This window comes from Streptomyces sp. NPDC039423 (assembly GCF_055598725.1).
This window is the reverse complement of record NZ_JBVKAH010000003.1, coordinates 711,091-728,843: the sequence shown is the minus strand read 5'-3', so window position 1 is coordinate 728,843 and position 17,753 is coordinate 711,091. Positions and strand designations below refer to the sequence as shown.

The 17,753-nt window shown below is 74.8% G+C and carries 17 protein-coding genes; 9 read left to right on the top strand and 8 right to left on the bottom strand.

Annotated elements, in window-relative coordinates; genetic code table 11:
- The first annotated feature begins 9 nt into the window (after positions 1 to 9).
- Positions 10 to 837, top strand: coding sequence for a tyrosinase MelC2 (gene melC2 / locus ACZ7LK_RS13915; RefSeq protein ID WP_392277375.1), 828 nt, complete (start codon positions 10 to 12; stop codon positions 835 to 837).
- Positions 838 to 941: 104 nt separating this feature from the next.
- Here melC2 and ACZ7LK_RS13910 read toward each other — a convergent pair whose 3' ends face one another.
- Together ACZ7LK_RS13910 and ACZ7LK_RS13905 are read right to left on the bottom strand one after the other, a co-directional pair.
- Positions 942 to 3,311, bottom strand: a complete 2,370-nt coding sequence (locus tag ACZ7LK_RS13910) for an ATP-binding cassette domain-containing protein (RefSeq protein WP_471140525.1) — start codon at positions 3,309 to 3,311, stop codon at positions 942 to 944.
- A 10-nt stretch (positions 3,312 to 3,321) separates the two neighbouring features.
- Positions 3,322 to 4,341, bottom strand: coding sequence for an MsnO8 family LLM class oxidoreductase (locus ACZ7LK_RS13905; protein ID WP_471140522.1), 1,020 nt, complete (start codon positions 4,339 to 4,341; stop codon positions 3,322 to 3,324).
- Between the two features lie 192 nt (positions 4,342 to 4,533).
- Here ACZ7LK_RS13905 and ACZ7LK_RS13900 point away from each other — a divergent pair, with 192 nt between their 5' ends.
- Positions 4,534 to 5,022 (top strand): phosphatase domain-containing protein, encoded by a 489-nt coding sequence (locus tag ACZ7LK_RS13900; protein WP_392277378.1) that lies wholly within the window; start codon positions 4,534 to 4,536, stop codon positions 5,020 to 5,022.
- A gap of 79 nt (positions 5,023 to 5,101) precedes the next feature.
- Here ACZ7LK_RS13900 and ACZ7LK_RS13895 read toward each other — a convergent pair whose 3' ends face one another.
- The gene (locus ACZ7LK_RS13895) at positions 5,102 to 5,326 is read right to left on the bottom strand and encodes a dodecin (RefSeq protein WP_392277379.1); all 225 of its coding nucleotides are present in this window, start codon (positions 5,324 to 5,326) and stop codon (positions 5,102 to 5,104) included.
- Between the two features lie 266 nt (positions 5,327 to 5,592).
- Here ACZ7LK_RS13895 and ACZ7LK_RS13890 point away from each other — a divergent pair, with 266 nt between their 5' ends.
- The 3 genes from ACZ7LK_RS13890 (at position 5,593) to ACZ7LK_RS13880 (ending at position 8,837) form a co-directional block, all read left to right on the top strand.
- Complete coding sequence (locus ACZ7LK_RS13890) at positions 5,593 to 6,867, top strand: extracellular solute-binding protein (protein ID WP_471140518.1); 1,275 nt, start codon at positions 5,593 to 5,595, stop codon at positions 6,865 to 6,867.
- Positions 6,868 to 7,161: 294 nt separating this feature from the next.
- Positions 7,162 to 7,983, top strand: a complete 822-nt coding sequence (locus tag ACZ7LK_RS13885) for a GNAT family N-acetyltransferase (RefSeq protein ID WP_392277381.1) — start codon at positions 7,162 to 7,164, stop codon at positions 7,981 to 7,983.
- Positions 7,980 to 8,837 (top strand): lysophospholipid acyltransferase family protein, encoded by an 858-nt coding sequence (locus tag ACZ7LK_RS13880; RefSeq protein ID WP_471140515.1) that lies wholly within the window; start codon positions 7,980 to 7,982, stop codon positions 8,835 to 8,837. The genes ACZ7LK_RS13885 and ACZ7LK_RS13880 overlap by 4 nt, the downstream gene beginning before the upstream one ends.
- Here ACZ7LK_RS13880 and egtD read toward each other — a convergent pair.
- From egtD to egtA, 4 genes are read right to left on the bottom strand one after another with little or no spacing between them, the layout of a single operon-like run.
- Positions 8,732 to 9,697, bottom strand: a complete 966-nt coding sequence (gene egtD / locus ACZ7LK_RS13875) for an L-histidine N(alpha)-methyltransferase (protein WP_392277383.1) — start codon at positions 9,695 to 9,697, stop codon at positions 8,732 to 8,734. The genes ACZ7LK_RS13880 and egtD overlap by 106 nt on opposite strands.
- Positions 9,694 to 10,452: an ergothioneine biosynthesis protein EgtC gene (gene egtC, locus ACZ7LK_RS13870; protein ID WP_392277384.1), complete on the bottom strand. Its 759-nt coding sequence runs from the start codon at positions 10,450 to 10,452 to the stop codon at positions 9,694 to 9,696. The genes egtD and egtC overlap by 4 nt, the downstream gene beginning before the upstream one ends.
- Positions 10,452 to 11,765 (bottom strand): ergothioneine biosynthesis protein EgtB, encoded by a 1,314-nt coding sequence (gene egtB, locus ACZ7LK_RS13865; protein WP_471140511.1) that lies wholly within the window; start codon positions 11,763 to 11,765, stop codon positions 10,452 to 10,454. The genes egtC and egtB overlap by 1 nt, the downstream gene beginning before the upstream one ends.
- Positions 11,762 to 13,075 (bottom strand): ergothioneine biosynthesis glutamate--cysteine ligase EgtA, encoded by a 1,314-nt coding sequence (gene egtA, locus ACZ7LK_RS13860; protein WP_471140508.1) that lies wholly within the window; start codon positions 13,073 to 13,075, stop codon positions 11,762 to 11,764. Before egtA ends, egtB begins: the two co-directional genes overlap by 4 nt.
- A gap of 122 nt (positions 13,076 to 13,197) precedes the next feature.
- Here egtA and ACZ7LK_RS13855 point away from each other — a divergent pair, with 122 nt between their 5' ends.
- The 3 genes from ACZ7LK_RS13855 (at position 13,198) to ACZ7LK_RS13845 (ending at position 15,741) form a co-directional block, all read left to right on the top strand.
- Complete coding sequence (locus ACZ7LK_RS13855; protein ID WP_392277387.1) at positions 13,198 to 14,031, top strand: TIGR02452 family protein; 834 nt, start codon at positions 13,198 to 13,200, stop codon at positions 14,029 to 14,031.
- A 136-nt stretch (positions 14,032 to 14,167) separates the two neighbouring features.
- Positions 14,168 to 14,422: a hypothetical protein gene (locus ACZ7LK_RS13850; RefSeq protein WP_392277388.1), complete on the top strand. Its 255-nt coding sequence runs from the start codon at positions 14,168 to 14,170 to the stop codon at positions 14,420 to 14,422.
- A 128-nt stretch (positions 14,423 to 14,550) separates the two neighbouring features.
- Positions 14,551 to 15,741 carry a thiolase family protein gene (locus tag ACZ7LK_RS13845; RefSeq protein ID WP_392277389.1) on the top strand — a complete coding sequence of 397 codons (1,191 nt, stop codon included), beginning with the start codon at positions 14,551 to 14,553 and terminating at the stop codon, positions 15,739 to 15,741.
- Positions 15,742 to 15,788: 47 nt separating this feature from the next.
- On the opposite strand, the gene trxA is transcribed toward ACZ7LK_RS13845, so the two are convergent.
- Positions 15,789 to 16,190, bottom strand: coding sequence for a thioredoxin (gene trxA, locus ACZ7LK_RS13840; RefSeq protein WP_392277390.1), 402 nt, complete (start codon positions 16,188 to 16,190; stop codon positions 15,789 to 15,791).
- 113 nt (positions 16,191 to 16,303) lie between these two features.
- On the opposite strand from trxA, the gene ACZ7LK_RS13835 reads away from it, so the two are divergent.
- Positions 16,304 to 17,734 (top strand): dihydrolipoyl dehydrogenase family protein, encoded by a 1,431-nt coding sequence (locus tag ACZ7LK_RS13835; protein ID WP_471140503.1) that lies wholly within the window; start codon positions 16,304 to 16,306, stop codon positions 17,732 to 17,734.
- Positions 17,735 to 17,753: the final 19 nt, after the last annotated feature.

The following is a 17,753-nucleotide window of genomic DNA, read 5'->3' as shown; positions in this document are numbered from 1 at the left end:
CGCACCACCATGACCGTTCGCAAGAACCAGGCCCAGCTCACCGCCGCCGAGAAGCGGAGCTTCGTCAACGCCGTGCTGGAGCTCAAGCGCACCGGCCGTTACGACACCTTCGTCACCACGCACAACGCCTTCATCATGAGCGACACCGACAACGGCGACCGCGTCGGCCACCGCTCCCCGTCCTTCCTGCCCTGGCACCGGCGGTTCCTCCTCCAGTTCGAGCAGGCGCTCCAGGCCGTCGACCCGTCCGTCGCCCTGCCCTACTGGGACTGGACCGTGGACCGCACCCCCCGCGCCTCCCTGTGGGCCCCCGACTTCCTCGGCGGCACCGGCCGTGCCCGCGACGGCCAGGTCATGGACGGCCCCTTCGCCCGCTCCACCAACCGCTGGACCGTGTCCGTACGCGTCGACGGCCGTGACTTCCTGCGCCGCGACCTCGGCGCGGGCGGCCGCCAACTGCCCACCCGGGCCGAGGTCGACGCCGTCCTCGCCATGGAGACGTACGACATGCCGCCCTGGAACAGCGCGTCCGACGGCTTCCGCAACCACCTAGAGGGCTGGCGCGGCGTCAACCTCCACAATCGCGTCCACGTGTGGGTCGGCGGCCAGATGGGCACCGGTGTGTCCCCCAACGACCCGGTCTTCTGGCTCCACCACGCCTTCATCGACAAGCTCTGGGCCGACTGGCAGGCCCGCCACCCGGGCTCCACCTACCTCCCGGCCGCCGGCACCCCCAACGTGGTCGACCTCAACGACACCATGCGCCCGTGGAACGACGTCACCCCGGCCGACATGCTCGACCACACCCGCCACTACACCTTCGACACGGCCGCCTAGCGGCACCGCCCCACCGGACGGGACGCCCCACCGGACCGGACGCGGCACCGGACCGGGCAGCCGATGTCCGGCGGCCCGGCCCCGGTCCGGTGGGGCACCGGCGCCTACCCCCGCCCCCGCAGGGCCGCCGCGAGGTACGGGGCGGTACGGCCGGCCGACGAGGCGGCCACCTCGGCGGGCGTACCGGCGGCGACGATCCGGCCGCCCTCGTCCCCGCCGCCCGGGCCGAGGTCGACCACCCAGTCCGCGCCCGCCACCACGTCCATGTCGTGCTCGACCACCACGACCGAGTGGCCGGCCTCCACCAGGCCGTGCAACTGCCGCATCAACACCTCCACATCCGCCGGGTGCAGACCGGTCGTCGGCTCGTCCAGCACGTAGAGGGTGTGCCCCCGGCGCGGCCTCTGGAGCTCGGCGGCCAGCTTGACGCGCTGCGCCTCACCGCCCGACAGCTCCGTGGCGGGCTGCCCCAGCCGCAGGTACCCCAGCCCCACGTCCAGCAGGGCGCCCAGGCTGCGCACGGCGGCGGGGACGTCCGCGAGGAACTCCGCGGCCGCCTCCACCGTCAGGTCCAGCACCTCGGCGACGTTCCGGCCCCGGTACCGCACCTCCAGCGTCTCCGGCTCGTACCGGGCGCCACCGCAGTCCGGGCACGGGGTGTACGTGCTGGGCAGGAACAGCAGCTCCACCGAGACGAAGCCCTCGCCCTGGCACGTCCCGCACCGGCCGCCCGCCACGTTGAACGAGAACCGCCCCGCCCGGTAGCCCCGCGCCCGCGCCTCCTCCGTCCCGGCGAACAGCTTGCGGACCACGTCGAACAGACCCGTGTACGTCGCCAGGTTGGAACGTGGGGTACGACCGATCGGCCGCTGGTCCACCGTCACCAGCCGCCGCGCCCCCGGCATGTCCGCCGACAGCTCGCCCACCAGCGTCGACTTGCCCGAACCGGACACCCCCGTCACCGCCGTGAGGGCGCCCAGCGGCAGCTCCGCCTCCAGCGCCCGCAGGTTGTGCCGGGTGACCGGACCGACCCGCAGCCACCCCGACGGCTCCCGCACCGCCCTCGCCGGCGGCGCGCCCCGGTCGAACAGGAACCGCCGCGTCGCCGACCCGGCGACCTCGCGCAGCCCCTCGGGCGGGCCGCTGTGCAGCACCCTGCCGCCGTGCACACCCGCGTGCGGCCCCACGTCCACCAGCCAGTCGGCGTGCCGCACCACATCCAGGTGGTGCTCCACCACGAACACCGAGTTGCCGGCCGCCTTCAGCCGGTCCAGCACCACCAGCAGCGCCTCCGTGTCGGCCGGGTGCAGCCCCGCGGACGGCTCGTCCAGCACGTACACGACCCCGAACAGCCCGGCACGCAACTGCGTCGCCAGCCGCAGCCGTTGCAGCTCGCCGCCGGACAGCGTCGGGGTGGCACGGTCCAGGCTCAGATAGCCCAGACCCAGCTCCGTCACGGTCGCGATCCGCTCCCGCAGACCGGCGGTGAGCACCCGCGCGGTCTCCCCGCCCGCGGCCCCGTCCCCGCCCGCCTCCCGGGCCAGGACCCCGGCCAGCTCGGTCAGCGGCAGCGCCGCCAGCTCCGCGATGGTCCGCCCCGCGAACGTCACCGCCAGCGCCTCCGGCCGCAGCCGGCCCCCGCCGCACACCCGGCAGGGCGCGCTCGTCAGGAAACGTTCCGCCTTCGCCCGCAGCGCCGGGCTCTTCGAGTCCGCGAAGGTGTGCAGCACGTACCGCCGCGCACTCATGTACGTGCCCTGGTACGGGCGCTGGATACGGTCCGCCTCCCGCACCGGGTGCACCGTGACCACCGGCTGCTCGTCGGTGAACAGGATCCACTCCCGGTCCGCCGGCGCCAGCTCCCGCCACGGCCGGTCGACGTCGTACCCCAGGGCGTCCAGGATGTCCCGCAGGTTCTTGCCCTGCCACGCCCCCGGCCAGGCCGCGATCGCCCCCTCGCGGACGGACAGGCCCGGGTCGGGGACCAGCAGCTCCTCGCTGGTGTCGTGCACCCTCCCCATGCCCTGGCAGCCCGGGCACGCCCCGGCTGCCGTGTTCGGCGAGAAGGCGTCCGAGTCCAGCCGCTCCGCCCCCGCCGGGTAGACGCCCGCCCGCGAGAACAGCATCCGCAGCGAGTTCGACAGTGTCGTCACCGTACCGACGGAGGACCGCGACCCGGGCGAGGACCGGCGCTGCTCCAGCGACACCGCGGGCGGCAGACCGGTGATCTCGCCCACCCGGGGCGCACCCACCTGGTGGATCAGCCGGCGCGCGTACGGCGCCACCGACTCGAAGTACCGCCGCTGCGCCTCCGCGTAGACCGTCCCGAACGCCAGCGACGACTTGCCCGAACCGGAGACGCCGGTGAACACGACGAGCGCGTCCCTGGGGAGGTCCACGTCCACGGAACGCAGGTTGTGCTCCCGGGCGCCTCGGACACGGATGTACGGATCGTGCTGCGCAGGGCCTGACATGACCGCCAGTCTAGGTGTTTACGCTGGTCAGGCCCGCGAGACGGGCGAGCCTCCGATACGAGTCCAGCAGCGCCGCCCGGTCGTGCGTACTGGTCGTGACCAGGATCTCGTCGGCCGCCGTCTCCTTCAGCACCCTCTCCAGCGCGTCCCACACCTGCTCCTCCGTGCCGTACACGTGGCCGCGCAGGCCGGACTCGTAGAACTCCCGCTGCCGGGCCGTCATGGGCAGGCCCTCCACCCGCTCCGGCGGCACCAGCGGCGGGAACACGCCCTCGGTGCGCGAGTACGCCAGCGCCCAGGCCTCCGGCACCAGCAGCCGGGCCGCCTCCTCCTCCGTCCCCGCGACCACCACGGTGCCGGCCACGACGACGTACGGCTCCTCCGACCACTCCGAGGGGCGGAAGTCCGCGCGATAGCGCTCGATCGCCGCCACCACCTTCGCCCGGCCCTTCAGGTCGCCGATCACCAGTGGCAGCCCCGCCGCGGCGGCGATCGCCGCGCCCCCTCCGGTGGCCAGCAGGTACGGGGGCACCCGCAGCCCCTCGGCGGGGTACGCGCGCACCCCGGGGTGCGCGGACCGGACACCGGTGAACCAGCCCAGCAGCTCGTCGAGCCGCCCGGCGAAGTCGTCGGCGTCCTTCTTGTCACGGCCCAGCGCCCGCCGGACCCCGTCGGTGAAGCCCACCGAGCGGCCGAGACCCATGTCGATCCGCCCCGGGAACAGGGACTCCAGCACCCCGAACTGCTCGGCCACCACCAGCGGCTGGTGGTTCGGCAGCATCACCCCGCCCGTGCCCACCCTGATGGTGCGCGTCGCGGCGGCGACGGCGGCCGCCAGGACGGTCGGCGCGGAACCGGCGACGCCCGGCACGCCGTGATGCTCCGAGACCCAGAAGCGGTGGTAACCCAGCCGCTCCACCTCCGCGGCGAGGGCCACGGTGCCCATGAGGGCCTCCCGGGCGTCCTCCCCCTCACGGGTGCGGGACCGGTCCAGTACCGACAGACGCGTCGCGGCGATCGAAGAACTCACGCCCTGCTACAACGCCCCTGCCCGGCGGAGATTCCCCGACGGAGGCTCCCCGAGGGCGTACGCCTCCCGTACGCGTCGCGTACGCGTTCCCCACGCGCTTGCGTCGCGTTCCCCACGCGCTTGCGTCGCGTTCCCCACGCGCTTGCGTACGCGTTCCCGCGCGACGTGTACGCGTTCCCTACGCTGGGGGCCGTGACACGGAACCGCAGGCCACTGGCCGTATTCGACCTGGACAACACCCTCTCCGACACCGCCCACCGGCAGCGTTTCCTGGAGCGCAAGCCGCGCGACTGGGACGCCTTCTTCGCGGCCGCCCCCCAGGACCCGCCGCTCGCCGAGGGCGTGCGGCTGTGCCGGGAGGCGGCCGGGGACTGCGACGTGGTGTACCTCACCGGGCGTCCCGAACGCTGCCGCGAGGACACCCGCGCCTGGCTGGCGGCACACGGCCTGCCCGAGGGCCCGGTCCACATGCGCCGCGACCATGACCGCCGCCCGGCGCGGGTCACGAAGCTGGAGGTCCTCCGCCGGCTCTCCGCCGCGCGCGAGGTCCGCATGCTCGTCGATGACGACGAACTCGTCTGCGACGCCGCCGAACGGGCCGGCTACCGGGTCCTACGCGCCCGCTGGGCGACGGACTCCACCGCGCTGGAGGAGGCCCAGGAGAAGGAGGGCCGCACCTGAGCGGGCCCGCCCGCCGGGCGGACCGTAGGAGGGGGTGCCGCCCGCGGCGGAAGGGCGGGGGAGGACGTGCGAGGGGGCGTCAGCCCGCGGTCTCGCCGTCCTCCAGCCGGAAGCCGACCTTGAGCCCGACCTGGTAGTGGGCGATGCGCCCGTCCTCGATGTGACCCCTGACCTGCGTCACCTCGAACCAGTCCAGGTTCCGCAGCGTCTCGGAGGCGCGCGCGATGCCGTTGCGCATCGCGTCGTCCACGCCCTCGTGCGAGGTGCCGACGATCTCGGTGACGCGGTAGGTGTGGTGCGACATGGAGGTCTCCTCGTTCGCCCGGTCGTCATGGTCCGGTTCCGGGGGGTCGTCGTCCGGCGGTCGTCGTCCGGCGCGTCCTTCCACGGTGCACCACCGCGCCCGGCTCCGCGCGGCGATGACCGGCCGGCGGGTGGCGGAGCGGTCGCCCGGCCCCCCTTGACCCACCACTTGGTCCATACCAAAATCCAGCCATCCGCCCGTGGCGAACCCGCTTCGTCTCCCCCCACGTCGGGTCCTCCGTTCCGCACACGCAAAAGGTGACCTACGTGAAGAAGCGCTTCCTGGCCCGCGCCTGCGCGCTCGTGTCCGCGGCCCTGCCCGTCCTGACCGGGTGCGGTGTCCTGCCCGGCGACGACGGGGCGGCCGGCTCCCGCACGGTGACGGTCTGGCTGATGAAGGGCAGCGTGTCCGACGACTTCCTGGAGCGGTTCACCACCGCGTACGAGAACGACCACCCCGGCATCGAGCTGGAGGTCACCTTCCAGGAGTGGACCGGCATAGGCCCCAAGGTCACCGCCGCGCTGGAGGGCGAGGACGCCCCCGACGTCATCGAGGTCGGCAACACCCAGGTCGCCCAGTACGCCGAGACCGAGCTGCTGCACGACCTGACCCTCGAATCGGTGCGGGACCTCGGCTACGAGGACTGGCTCCCCGGCCTCGCCGAACCAGGCAAGGTCCACGGCGCCCAGTACGGCATCCCGTGGTACGCCGCCAACCGGGTCGTCATCTACAACAAGGACCTGTTCGAACGGGCCGGGATCACGGCACCACCCAGGACCCGCGAGGAGTGGCTGGAGGACACCGAGAAGCTCGACGCCGGCCCGGGCGGCACCCAGGGCATCTACCTGGCCGGGCAGGACTGGTACACCCTGGCCGGGTTCGTGTGGGACGAGGGCGGCGAGCTGGCGGTGGAGACGAACGGCAAGTGGGCCGGCGCCCTGGACAGGCCCGCCGCCCTGCGCGGCATGGAGGTCTACAAGGAGCTCCAGGAGCTGGGCGACGGGCCCAAGGACGCCGACGAGGAGACCCCGCCCCAGGCGCAGGTCTTCGCCGGGGGCGACGTCGCCCAGATCATCGCGCCGCCGAGCGTCGCGGCCGCCATCGAGGAACGGAACCCCGCGCTCAGCGGCAAGCTGGGCTTCTTCCCGATCCCCGGGAAGACGGCGGGGAAGCCGTGCGCCGTCTTCACCGGCGGCTCCGACCTGATCATCCCGCTGCACTCGCGCGACCGGGGCGCGGCCATGGACGTCGTCGCCGCGCTGGCCGGCGAGAAGTGGCAGACCGACCTGGCCCGCACCATGAACTACGTCCCCAACAAGTCGTCCCTCGCCTCCGCCGTCGACGGCCAGGAAGCCACCGCGGCGATGGCCGTCGGCGCCACGCGCGGCCGGGCGACCCCCAACTCGCCCGAATGGGCGGCCGTCGAGGCGGCGAACCCGATCAAGCCCTACATGACGGCGGTTCTTCAGGGCGCCGCCCCCGAGCGCGCCGCCAGGACCGCCTCCACCAGGATCACCGCCCTGCTCACCACCGACCGCTGACGTCCCGGACGTCCCCGGACGTCCGGGACGCGGCCCGGGCCCGGGGCGGGCTGCCGGGCGGGGGCGGGCGCGGTGGGTTCCGCCTTGGGGGTGGCTGCCCGGGCGGGGGCGGGCGCGCTGGGTCCCGCCCCTGGGGTGGCCGTCGGGTGCCCGGGGGCGTACCGGGCATTCAGCCGTCGCACATCCGGGCTCCGCCGGGCGGTCACGCCGAATCCAGCCGGCCACGGGAGAAGTAGGGGGCCGGGCCGCCGCGGCCCGCCGTCCGGGTCCTCACCTCCGGCACAGGAGACCACCATGCCCGCACCCGTCCTGCCCCACACCGAGCTCGCCGCCCCGCACCCGCACCCCGCCCCGCACCCCCGGCCGGCCGCGCCGCAGCCGCGCTACACCGTCTCGCTCGCCCGGGAACAGCATGAGGTCCGGGCCGCCCAGCGGCTGCGCCACCAGGTGTTCGCCGGGGAGCTCGGCGCGCGCCTCGACGGCCCCGAACCCGGCCTGGACAGCGACGAGTTCGACGCCTACTGCGACCACCTCCTGGTACGGGAGGAGACCACCGGCGACATCGTCGGTACGTACCGGCTGCTGCCCCCCGACCGGGCCCGGATCGCCGGCCGCCTCTACTCCGAGGGCGAGTTCGACCTCACCCGGCTCGCCCCGATCCGCGACGACCTGGTCGAGGTGGGCCGTTCCTGTGTCCACCCCGCGCACCGCAGCGGCGCCGTCATCTCCCTCATCTGGGCCGGCATCGCCCACTACATGACCCGCACCGGTCACACCTGGCTCGCCGGCTGCTGCTCCGTCCCGCTCGCCGACGGCGGTGCCCTCGCCGCCGCCACCTGGGACACGGTCCGGGCCAAGCACCTGGCGCCCGAGGAGCACTGGGTCACCCCGCGCAGGCTGTGGTCCGCCGACGGCGTCGCCCGGCCCGGCGACCGCCGCGACCGCCCCGCGCTGCCGCCGCTGCTGCGCGGCTACCTGCGCCTGGGCGCCCGGGTCTGCGGGGCGCCCGCGCACGACACCGACTTCGGCGTCGCCGACCTGTTCGTCCTGCTGTCGCTGCGCCGCACCGACCCCCGCTACCTGCGGCACTTCCTGTCCCTCGCCCCGATCCGGTGAGCGCCTGGCTGCCCACCTCCCCCTGCACGCCCCGCCACTGCGCCCGTACGCCGGGACCGGCCGCGCCCCGCCTCCGGGGCGCGGCGCGGCTGGCGGCCGGTGTCCTGGCCGTGCTCGCCGGCGTGCTTTTGGCGCCCCTCACCGCGCCCCTGGGCCGCGCCGCCCGCGAACGGGCCACCAGGCTCTGGTGCCGGGCGGTGCTCCGCGCCTTCGGGGTACGCGTGCGCATCACGGGCCGCCCGGACGACGCCGGGCCGGTGCTCGTCGTCGCCAACCACGTCTCCTGGCTCGACGTACCGCTCGTCGCCGCCGTCCTGCCCGGCCGGATGCTCGCCAAGAGCGAGGTGCGGACCTGGCCGGTGCTCGGCCCGCTCGCCGCCCGGGGCGGCACGCTCTTCCTGGCACGCGACCGGCTGCGTGCCCTGCCGGGCACGGTCCGGGACATCACCGGGGCGCTCCGGAGCGGCTCCCGCGTCGTCGTCTTCCCCGAGGGCTCCACGTGGTGCGGCCGGTCCGGGGGAAGGTTCCGGCCCGCCGCCTTCCAGGCCGCGCTGGACGCGGGCGTCCCCGTACAGCCCGTACGCATCGCCTACCACCCGGCCGGCCCGGCGGCCTTCGTCGGGGACGACCCGCTCACCACCTCGCTGTGGCGGGTCGCGACGGCCCGCGCGCTGACCGCCGAGATCCGGATCCCGCCCCCGATCCCCGCCGGCCGCCACGCGGACCGCCGCGCCCTGGCCCGAGCGGCTCAGACCGCCGTCGCCAGCGACAGCGCGAACCGTCCCTCCTCGTCCGTCCACCAGTGCGCCAGCTCCAGTCCGGCGGCCGCCAGCTCGCCGCGCACGCCCTCCTGACGGAACTTCGCCGACACCTCCGTACGCATCTCCTCCCCGGCCTCGAAGGTGACCGCCAGGTCCAGCTCGGGGATCTTCACGGTCAGCGCCTCCCGTGCCCGCAGCCGCATCTCGATCCACTCCTTCTCGCGGTCCCACACCGCGACGTGGTCGAAGTCGGCCGGATCGGCGTCCGCGCCCAGCTCGCGCGCCAGCACCGACAGCACGTTCTTGTTGAACGCTGCCGTCACGCCCGCCGCGTCGTCGTACGCGGCGACCAGCGTCTCCTCGTCCTTCACCAGGTCGGTGCCCATCAGCAGCGCGTCCCCGGGCGCCAGCAGCGAACGCACCGACCGCAGGAACACCTTCCGCTCCTCGGGGAGCAGATTGCCGATCGTGCCGCCCAGGAAGGCGACCAGCCGCGGCCCCGGCGTGCCCGGCAGGGCCAGGCCACGGGTGAAGTCGGCGATCAGCGCGTGCACCTGGAGCCCGGGGTGCTCGGCGGTCAGCGACTCGGCCGCGCCGCGCAGCGCGCTCTCGCTGACGTCCACGGGCACGTAGCTCTCCAGCTCCGGCAGCAGCGCCCCGATCAGGTGCCGGGTCTTCTCCGAGGAGCCCGAACCGAGCTCCACCAGGGTGCGGGCCCCGGTGGCCGCGGCGATCTCCGCCGCCCGGGCGACCAGGATCTCCCGCTCCGCCCGCGTCGGGTAGTACTCGGGCAGCCGGGTGATCTCCTCGAACAGTTCACTGCCCCGCGCGTCGTAGAACCACTTGGGCGGCAGTTCCTTCGGCGTACGGGTCAGGCCGTGCAGGACGTCGGCGCGCAGGTCGGCGCCCGTGGCGTCCTCGGGCAGGGTGCGGGTCAGCAGGAACGGGCTCACGCGGACGGCTCCTTGAGCGGGGTGAGAAGGACATCGGTGGGGGTCGCGGCGAGCACGGTGCGGTCGGGGACCTCGCGCCAGCCCGGATCGTCGTCGTACGGCTCCGAGGCGACGACCGTGCGGGGACGGCCGGGCTCGGCCAGGTACCACAGGGTGTCGCCCCAGGCGGTGGCGCAGATCGTCTCGCCATCGGTGAGCAGCAGGTTCAGCCGCGAACCGGGGGCCGCGGCGGCGACCTCCAGCACGGTGTCGGCCAGCGCCCGGCCGGGCTCGTCGCCGTCCCGCAGCCGGTGCAGGACCAGCGCCCACACCAGGGCGGAGTCGTTGCGGGCCTCCAGGGACAGCAGCTCGTCGGCCGGCAGCCGCGCGGCGAGCGGCGCGAGGGAGCCGGGCCAGCCCTTGACCGCCCCGTTGTGGCTGAACAGCCACGGCCCGGCGGCGTACGGGGCGGCGGCGGCCTCCGCGTCGGCCCCGGACAGCGTGGCGTCCCGGACGGCGGCCAGCAGGCCCCCGGTGCGCACCACCCGGGCGAGGTCGGCGAAGGACAGGTCGGCCCAGATCGGCCCGGCGCGCCGGTAGCGGGCCGGGACGGGGTCGCCGTCCGCGTACCAGCCGACGCCGAACCCGTCCGCGTTCACCGTCCCGTACCGCTGCCTGCGGGGCTCCCAGGACTGCCGGTACAGGGCGTGCGCCGGCTCCACCAGCACCTCGCCGAGCGGCACCGGCGTTCCGAGACAGGCGATATGACGGCACATCAGCCGGCCTCCGCGTCCCGTGCGGTGCGGAACCCGGAGAAGATCTGGCGCCGCACCGGCAGGTCCCAGTTGCGGAACGTGCCCCGGCAGGCCACCGCGTCCACGGCGAACGAGCCGCCGCGCAGCACCTTGTGGCCCGGACCGAAGAAGACCTCGGAGTACTCCCGGTACGGGAAGGCGACGAAGCCCGGGTACGGCAGGAAGTCGCTGGACGTCCACTCCCACACGTCGCCGATCAGCTGCCGCACCCCGAGCGGCGACCGCCCGGCCGGATAGCTCCCCACGGGCGCGGGCCGCAGGTGGCGCTGGCCCAGGTTGGCGTGCCCGGGCGTGGGGTCGTCGTCGCCCCACGGGTAGCGCAGTGAGCGCCCCGACACCGGGTCGTGGCGGGCGGCCTTCTCCCACTCCTCCTCGGTCGGCAGCCGGCGGCCCGCCCAGCGGGCGTAGGCGTCGGCCTCGTACCAGCTCACGTGCAGCACCGGCTCGTCCTCGGGGACCGGTTCGACGACACCGAACCGGCGGCGCAGCCACTGTCCGCCGTCACGGCGCCAGAACAGCGGCGCGCCGATGCCGTGCTGCCGGATCTGCGCCCAGCCCTCCGGCGTCCACCAGCGCTCGTCCCGGTAGCCGCCGTCCTCGATGAACGCCAGGTACGCGCCGTTGCTCACGGGCACCGTGTCGATGAAGAACTCCGGCACCACGCGCGCGTGCGCCGGCCGTTCGTTGTCCAGCGCCCACGGCTCGGCCGAGGTGCCCATGGTGAACGGCCCGCCCGGCACCCGCACTTCGGTGGGCAGCCCGTCGCCGGAGCCGTCCCGGGGCGGTTCGGGGGCGTGCAGCGCGGCCGGGCCCCGTCGGAGCTGATGGGTAATCAGCATGGTCTCGTCGTGCTGCTGTTCGTGCTGGGCCACCATCCCGAACGCGAACGCCGCGTCGACCAGCGGCGGGCCGCCCTCCAGCGGGGTGCGTTCCAGGACGTCGAGGACCCGGCCGCGTACGTCCGAGGCGTACGCGCGGGCCTCGGCGGGCGCCAGCAGCGGCAGTGCGGGCCGGGTGGCCCGGGGATGCTCGAAGGCGTCGTAGAGGGAGTCGATCTCCGGGCGCAGCGCCTCCCGTCCCGCCACGGCCCGCCACAGCCACTGCTCCTCCTGGTTGGAGATGTGCGCGAGGTCCCACACCAGGGGCGACATCAGCGGTGAGTGCTGGGCGGTGAGGTCACCGTCGTCGACGCAGTCCGTGAGCAGGGCGGTGCGGGCCCGGGCGGTGGTCAGCGCCTCCAGCGCCCGCCGCCTGAGCTGCTCGGGGTCGGTCATGTGCGGACGTCCTTCCGGGGTGCCCGGGCCGTGGTCACGGGGGTCAACTGGTCGTCGGCGGGACATCGGCCCCGTAGGACATGGCGCTCGTGGAACGCGGCGACGGCGTCCAGGACGGCGGGGGAGGCGCCCCTCCGGGGCAGGGCCTCCAGCGCGAGCGCGAACAGGGCCACGGCGGCCCCGTGCAGCGCGGGCGCCGCCAGGCCGTCCCGCGCGGCACCGCGCCACAGCGGGTCACGCGGCGGCGGGGCACCGGCCGGCGCCGGTCCCGCGAGGGGCTCGACCACGCGGTACGCGGCCTCGGCCGCCTCCGGGTCGTCGAACAGGGCGGCCGTCACGGCGAGGGGCACGATCCAGCCGTCCTCGCCGGGCTGCGCGTCGATCATGCGCAGTTCCAGATGCCCGCGCGGCCGGACGGGCGGGAACAGGGTGGTGACGTGGTAGTCGAGGTCCGCGCGGGTGGCCGGTCTCGGCTCCCCGGAGCGCAGCCACTCCCGTAACGTCAGCGCCTCGGGCACCTCCCAGGGCCCCGCCCCGCCTCCGTCCCCGTCCTTGTCCCGGACGCACATCACGGGCGCGTCCAGTACGTGCGCCGCCCACGCGTCGCGCGGGTTCCGCCAGGTGTCGGGGGCCGTGCCCCGCACCGGGTCGAGATCGGCCCACAGGCCCTGCCGGGCGGACCGCGCACCGGCCGGCCTGCCGTGCAGGACGGGGGAGTTGGCGAACGCGGCCACCAGGACCGGGCCCAGCAGGTGGGCCAGCCGCCAGCGCCGCTCGAAGCCCAGCGGCCCGGGCTCCTCGTGACCGGCGTCGAGGCAGACCTGCACGGAGGCGGAGTCACGCATCATGGCGCGGCCGGCCGGACCCGTACGGTCCAGGTAGCTCTCCATGGCGTCGTAGCGCGGCGCGCGCAGCAGCCGCTCCCGGGGCGGGCACCAGGGATCGGTGCCGGAGCCCGTGAGGACGAGGCCGAAGGCGTCCAGGGCGGTCCGCACGGCCGCCAGATCGGCCGAAACGGTGGTGACGCACTCCATCAGGGACGCGGCGGGCGGCGAGCTGAGCTCAAGCTGCCCGCCGGGTTCGAAGGTCAGGGCCGATTCCAGCGGCAGGGTCCGCAGGGCCTCGAAGGCGGTACCGAGCCGGCCGGCGGCGACGGGGAGCCACGGGGTGTGCCGGTCGTGGACGAACCACTCCAGCTCCACCCCGACCGCGCGGGGCGGCCCGGTCTTGAAACAGATGCAGCGCAGCAGGTCCTCGGCCTCGTCCTCGGCGAGCGGACCGCCGCTGTCCGGCACGTCGCTCAGTGGCATGGGTTCCTCCTGGAGAAGGGGTTCCGTCCCACCTAAGCCACCGGCCGGTGATCGCACAAGAGTGCCCTCGGGGGCGGAAAACCAGTTGCCTGAAGCTTGATTGATTATCGAGCATGCCGGGTATGAGTGCACGTCTGCGAGAGATCGCCAAGCGGACCGAGGAGATTGTCGCGGAGGGCCGTTACCGGGCCCCCGACGGCCGGCCGGTCACCATCGGCCCCCAGGTCACCGCCGCCCTCGCCGGCACCGCGATGTACGGCCCCGACCCGGTCCCGGTGACCCCCGACACCGGCCGCGACACTCGCGTCGAGGTCACCGGGGAGTCCAGCCTGGAGGCGGCGCGGCGGCTGACCGGCACGGCACCCGGACCCGTCGCCGTCCTCAACTTCGCCTCCGCCCGCAACCCCGGCGGCGGCTACCTCAACGGGGCCCAGGCGCAGGAGGAGGCCCTGTGCCGCTCCTCCGCCCTGTACGCGACCCTGCTGCGGGTCCCGGAGTTCTACGACCACCACCGCGCCGACCGCAGCCCCTTCTACACCGACCGGGTCATCCACTCGCCGGGCGTGCCGGTGTTCCGCGACGACCGGGGCGGACTCCTCAACTCCCCTTTCAGCGTGGGATTTCTCACGTCGCCCGCGCCCAACGCCGGTGTGATCAGCAGCCGTTCGCCCCGCGAGGCCGGACGCATCCCGGCGGCGCTGGCGTCGCGGGCGGAGCGGGTGCTGGAGACGGCGGCGGAGTGCGGTTACCGGCGGCTCGTGCTGGGCGCCTGGGGGTGCGGTGTGTTCCGCAACGACCCGGTGCGGGTGGCGACCGCCTTCCGGACGCCGCTGACCGGGGAGGGCCGGTTCGCCGGCCACTTCGACGAGGTCGTCTTCGCCGTGCTGGACCGTACGCGCGGGGCCACCACCCTGGGCGCGTTCCGCGACGTGTTCGCGGCCGTCGCGCGGGGGTGACGACGCGAGCCGGTCCGCCCCGGGGCACCACCCCGGGCCCACCGTGCACGGCGCCGGCGCTCGCGAGCGGTCCGGGCGGCCCACCGCGCCTCCACCTGACGTGCGCGGCGGGCGGAACGTCTCTAGCGTCGCCTGCATGGACACACATCCGGAGCGCTTCGAGATCCTGCTGGTGCCCGAGCACGTGGAGGGGCGCGACGCGTCGGACCTCGCGGGCGACGCGGTCCGCTCGGCCGTCGTCGAGGCCACCGGCGAGACCGGTGCGTCCGGCTTCCCCCGGTACGCGGGCGACGGCGTCGAGGCCGACATCGACCCGGAGACCCGGGCCGTGGAGGCCCTCCTGGTGGACGGCGCGGAACTGGCCTACGGGCTCACGGCACGGGTGCGCTGAGCCCCCCGCCCGCGCGGCCCGAGGAGGCCGTTGACAGGCGGCGGACACGGACGGAGACTCGGGCGCGAGGCCGGGGACGAAGATTGCTTCGCCCGCCGAACGGACGAGGTCACCTGGGAGCACGCCCGATGAGCATCCGCGACGTCTACATCGTCGACGCCGTACGCACACCGATCGGCAAGTTCGGGGGAGCCCTCTCCGCCGTACGCCCCGACGACCTGGCCGCACACGTCGTCAAGGCGCTCCTGGACCGCACGCCCGCCCTCGACCCCGCCCGCCTCGACGACGTCTACTTCGGCGACGCCAACGGGGCCGGCGAGGACAACCGCGACGTGGCCCGCATGGCCGTGCTGCTCGCCGGGCTCCCCGTCTCCGTACCGGGCGTCACGGTGAACCGGCTGTGCGGTTCGGGCCTGGAGGCCGTCATCCAGGCCGCCCGCGCCATCGCGGTGGGGGACGCCTCGGTGGTCCTGGCGGGCGGCGTCGAGTCGATGTCCCGGGCGCCCTGGGTGCTCCAGAAGCCCGAACGGGCCTTCCCCGCCGGCCACCAGCAGCTCCACTCGACGACGCTCGGCTGGCGCATGACCAACCCGAGGATGCCCGCCGAGTGGACCGTCCCGCTCGGCGAGGGCGCCGAACTGGTCGCCGACAAGCACGCCATCACCCGTGAGCAGCAGGACGCCTTCGCCCTGGCGAGCCACCGCAAGGCCGCGGCCGCGTGGGCCGCGGGACTGTACGACGGCGAGGTCGTGCCGTACGGCGACACCGGCCTCACCCGCGACGAGTGCGTCCGGGACAACACGTCCATGGAGGCGCTGGCCAAGCTGAAGCCGTCCTTCCGTACCGATGGCACGGGGACCGTGACGGCCGGCAACGCCTCGCCCCTCAACGACGGTGCCGCCGCGCTGCTGCTGGTCGACGAGGAGGGCCTGAAGGCCTGCGGACGCGAGCCGCTCGCCCGGATCCGCGCGTCGGCCGTCACCGGCATCGAGCCGCAGCTGTTCGGCCTCGGACCGGTGGAAGCCGTCCAGCGCGCCCTCGCCAGGGCGGGCCGTACCTTCGCGGACCTCACCGCCTTCGAGCTCAACGAGGCCTTCGCCGCCCAGTCGCTGGGCTGCCTCGCCGAGTGGCCCGAGCTGGACCCGGCCGTGGTCAACCCGCGGGGCGGCGCCATCGCCATCGGCCACCCGCTGGGCGCCTCGGGGGCCCGCCTCGCCGGCTCCGTGGCCCACCAGCTCGCGGCCGCGGGCTCGGGCACGGGCCTCGCGGCCCTGTGCATCGGCGTCGGGCAGGGGCTGGCGCTCGTCCTGGAACGCTGAGCGACCGGCCGGCCGGGCGGGGTTCCCGGGCCCGCCCGGCGGACTCGTCAGGCCTCGGTCCCGCCCTGCTCGATGGCCTCGTCAGGCTTGTGTCCCGCCTGCTCGATGGACTTGCGCACCTCGTCCATGTCGAGCTTGCGGGCCTGTCCGATCAGGTCCTCCAGAGCCGCCTCGGGCAGGGCCCCGGGCTGGGCGAACACGGCGACGTTGTCCCGGACGATCATCAGCGTGGGGATCGACCGGATCTCGAAGGCCGCGGCCAGCTCCTGCTGCGCCTCCGTGTCCACCTTGGCGAACACCAGGTCCGGGTGGCGCTCGGACGCACTCTCGAACACCGGGGCGAACTGGCGGCACGGCCCGCACCAGGCAGCCCAGAAGTCGATCAGGATGAAGTCGTTCTCCGTGACCACCTGATCGAAGTTGTCCTTGGTGAGCTCTAGGGTGCTCATGCTGCCTACCTCTTCCCGGTATGTGGGGGACCGCCCCGGACAACGGTGCCCGGCACCGCGCTATTCCGGCTGCCCCTGTGGCCAGGGTGCACACGTACCACCAGACTGACCCCATGAGCGAAACGGTGGAGTACGACGTCGTCGTGGTGGGTGCCGGGCCCGTCGGCGAGAACGTGGCGGACCGGGCGGCCGCGGCCGGGCTGAGTGTCGCGGTGGTGGAGAGCGAACTGGTGGGCGGCGAGTGCTCCTACTGGGCCTGCATGCCCAGCAAGGCACTGCTGCGGCCGGCGATCGCCCGCGCCGACGCCCGCAAGGTCCCCGGGCTGCGCCGGGCCGTGCAGGGCCCCCTGGAGGCCTCGGAGGTGCTCGCCCACCGGGACGCCACGGTCACGCACTGGAAGGACGACGGGCAGGCCGGCTGGCTGGACTCGATCGGCGCCGTGCTCCACCGCGGCAGGGGCCGGGTCGACGGCACCCGGCGGGTCACCGTCGAGGGCCCCGGCGGGGAACGGCAGGTCCTGACCGCCCGGCACGCCGTCGCCCTCTGCACCGGGAGCCGCGCCGTCCTGCCCGACCTGCCGGGCCTCGCCGGCGCCCGCCCCTGGACCAGCCGCGAGGCGACCGGCTCCCCGCGCGTGCCGGACCGGCTCGTCGTGGTCGGCGGGGGAGTGGTCGGCACCGAGATGGCCACCGCCTGGCAGGCGCTCGGCTCCCGCGTCACGGTGCTGGTACGGGGCGGCGGCCTGCTCCCGCGCATGGAGCCGTTCGTCGGCGAGCACGTGGCGGACGCGCTCACCGGGGCCGGTGCGGACATCCGTACCGGAGTGTCCGTCACCGCCGTCGAACGCCCGGACCCCACCGGGCCGGTCACGGTGGTCCTGGACGACGGCGGGCGGATCGAGGCGGACGAGGTCCTCTTCGCCACCGGCCGCGCCCCGCGCACGGACGACCTCGGCCTGGAGACGGTCGGGCTGGAGCCCGGATCCTGGCTGTCCGTCGACGACACCTGCCTCGTCGAGGGCACCGACTGGCTGTACGCGGTCGGCGACGTCAACCACCGGGCCCTCCTCACCCACCAGGGCAAGTACCAGGCCCGGATCGCCGGGGCCGCCATCGGTGTCCGCGCCGACGGCGGGTCCCCGCTGGACACCGGCGCCTGGGGCGCGCACGCCGCCACCGCCGACCACGCGGCCGTGCCCCAGGTCGTCTTCTGCGACCCGGAAGCCGCCTCGGTCGGCCTCACCCTGGCCGAGGCCGAGGCGGCGGGCCACCGGGTACGCGCGGTCGACCAGGACCTGGCCGGGGTGGCCGGCTCGGGCCTGTACGCGGACGGCTACCGGGGCCGCGCCCGGATGGTGGTCGACCTCGAACGCGAGATCCTCCTCGGGGTGACCTTCGTGGGCCCCGGGGTGGGCGAACTGCTCCACTCGGCCACCATCGCCGTCACCGCCGAGGTCCCCGTCGCCCGCCTGTGGCACGCGGTCCCCGCGTACCCCACCATCAGCGAGGTCTGGCTCCGGCTGCTGGAGGGCTACCGCGGCTGACCCCCCGTCACCCCGCCGT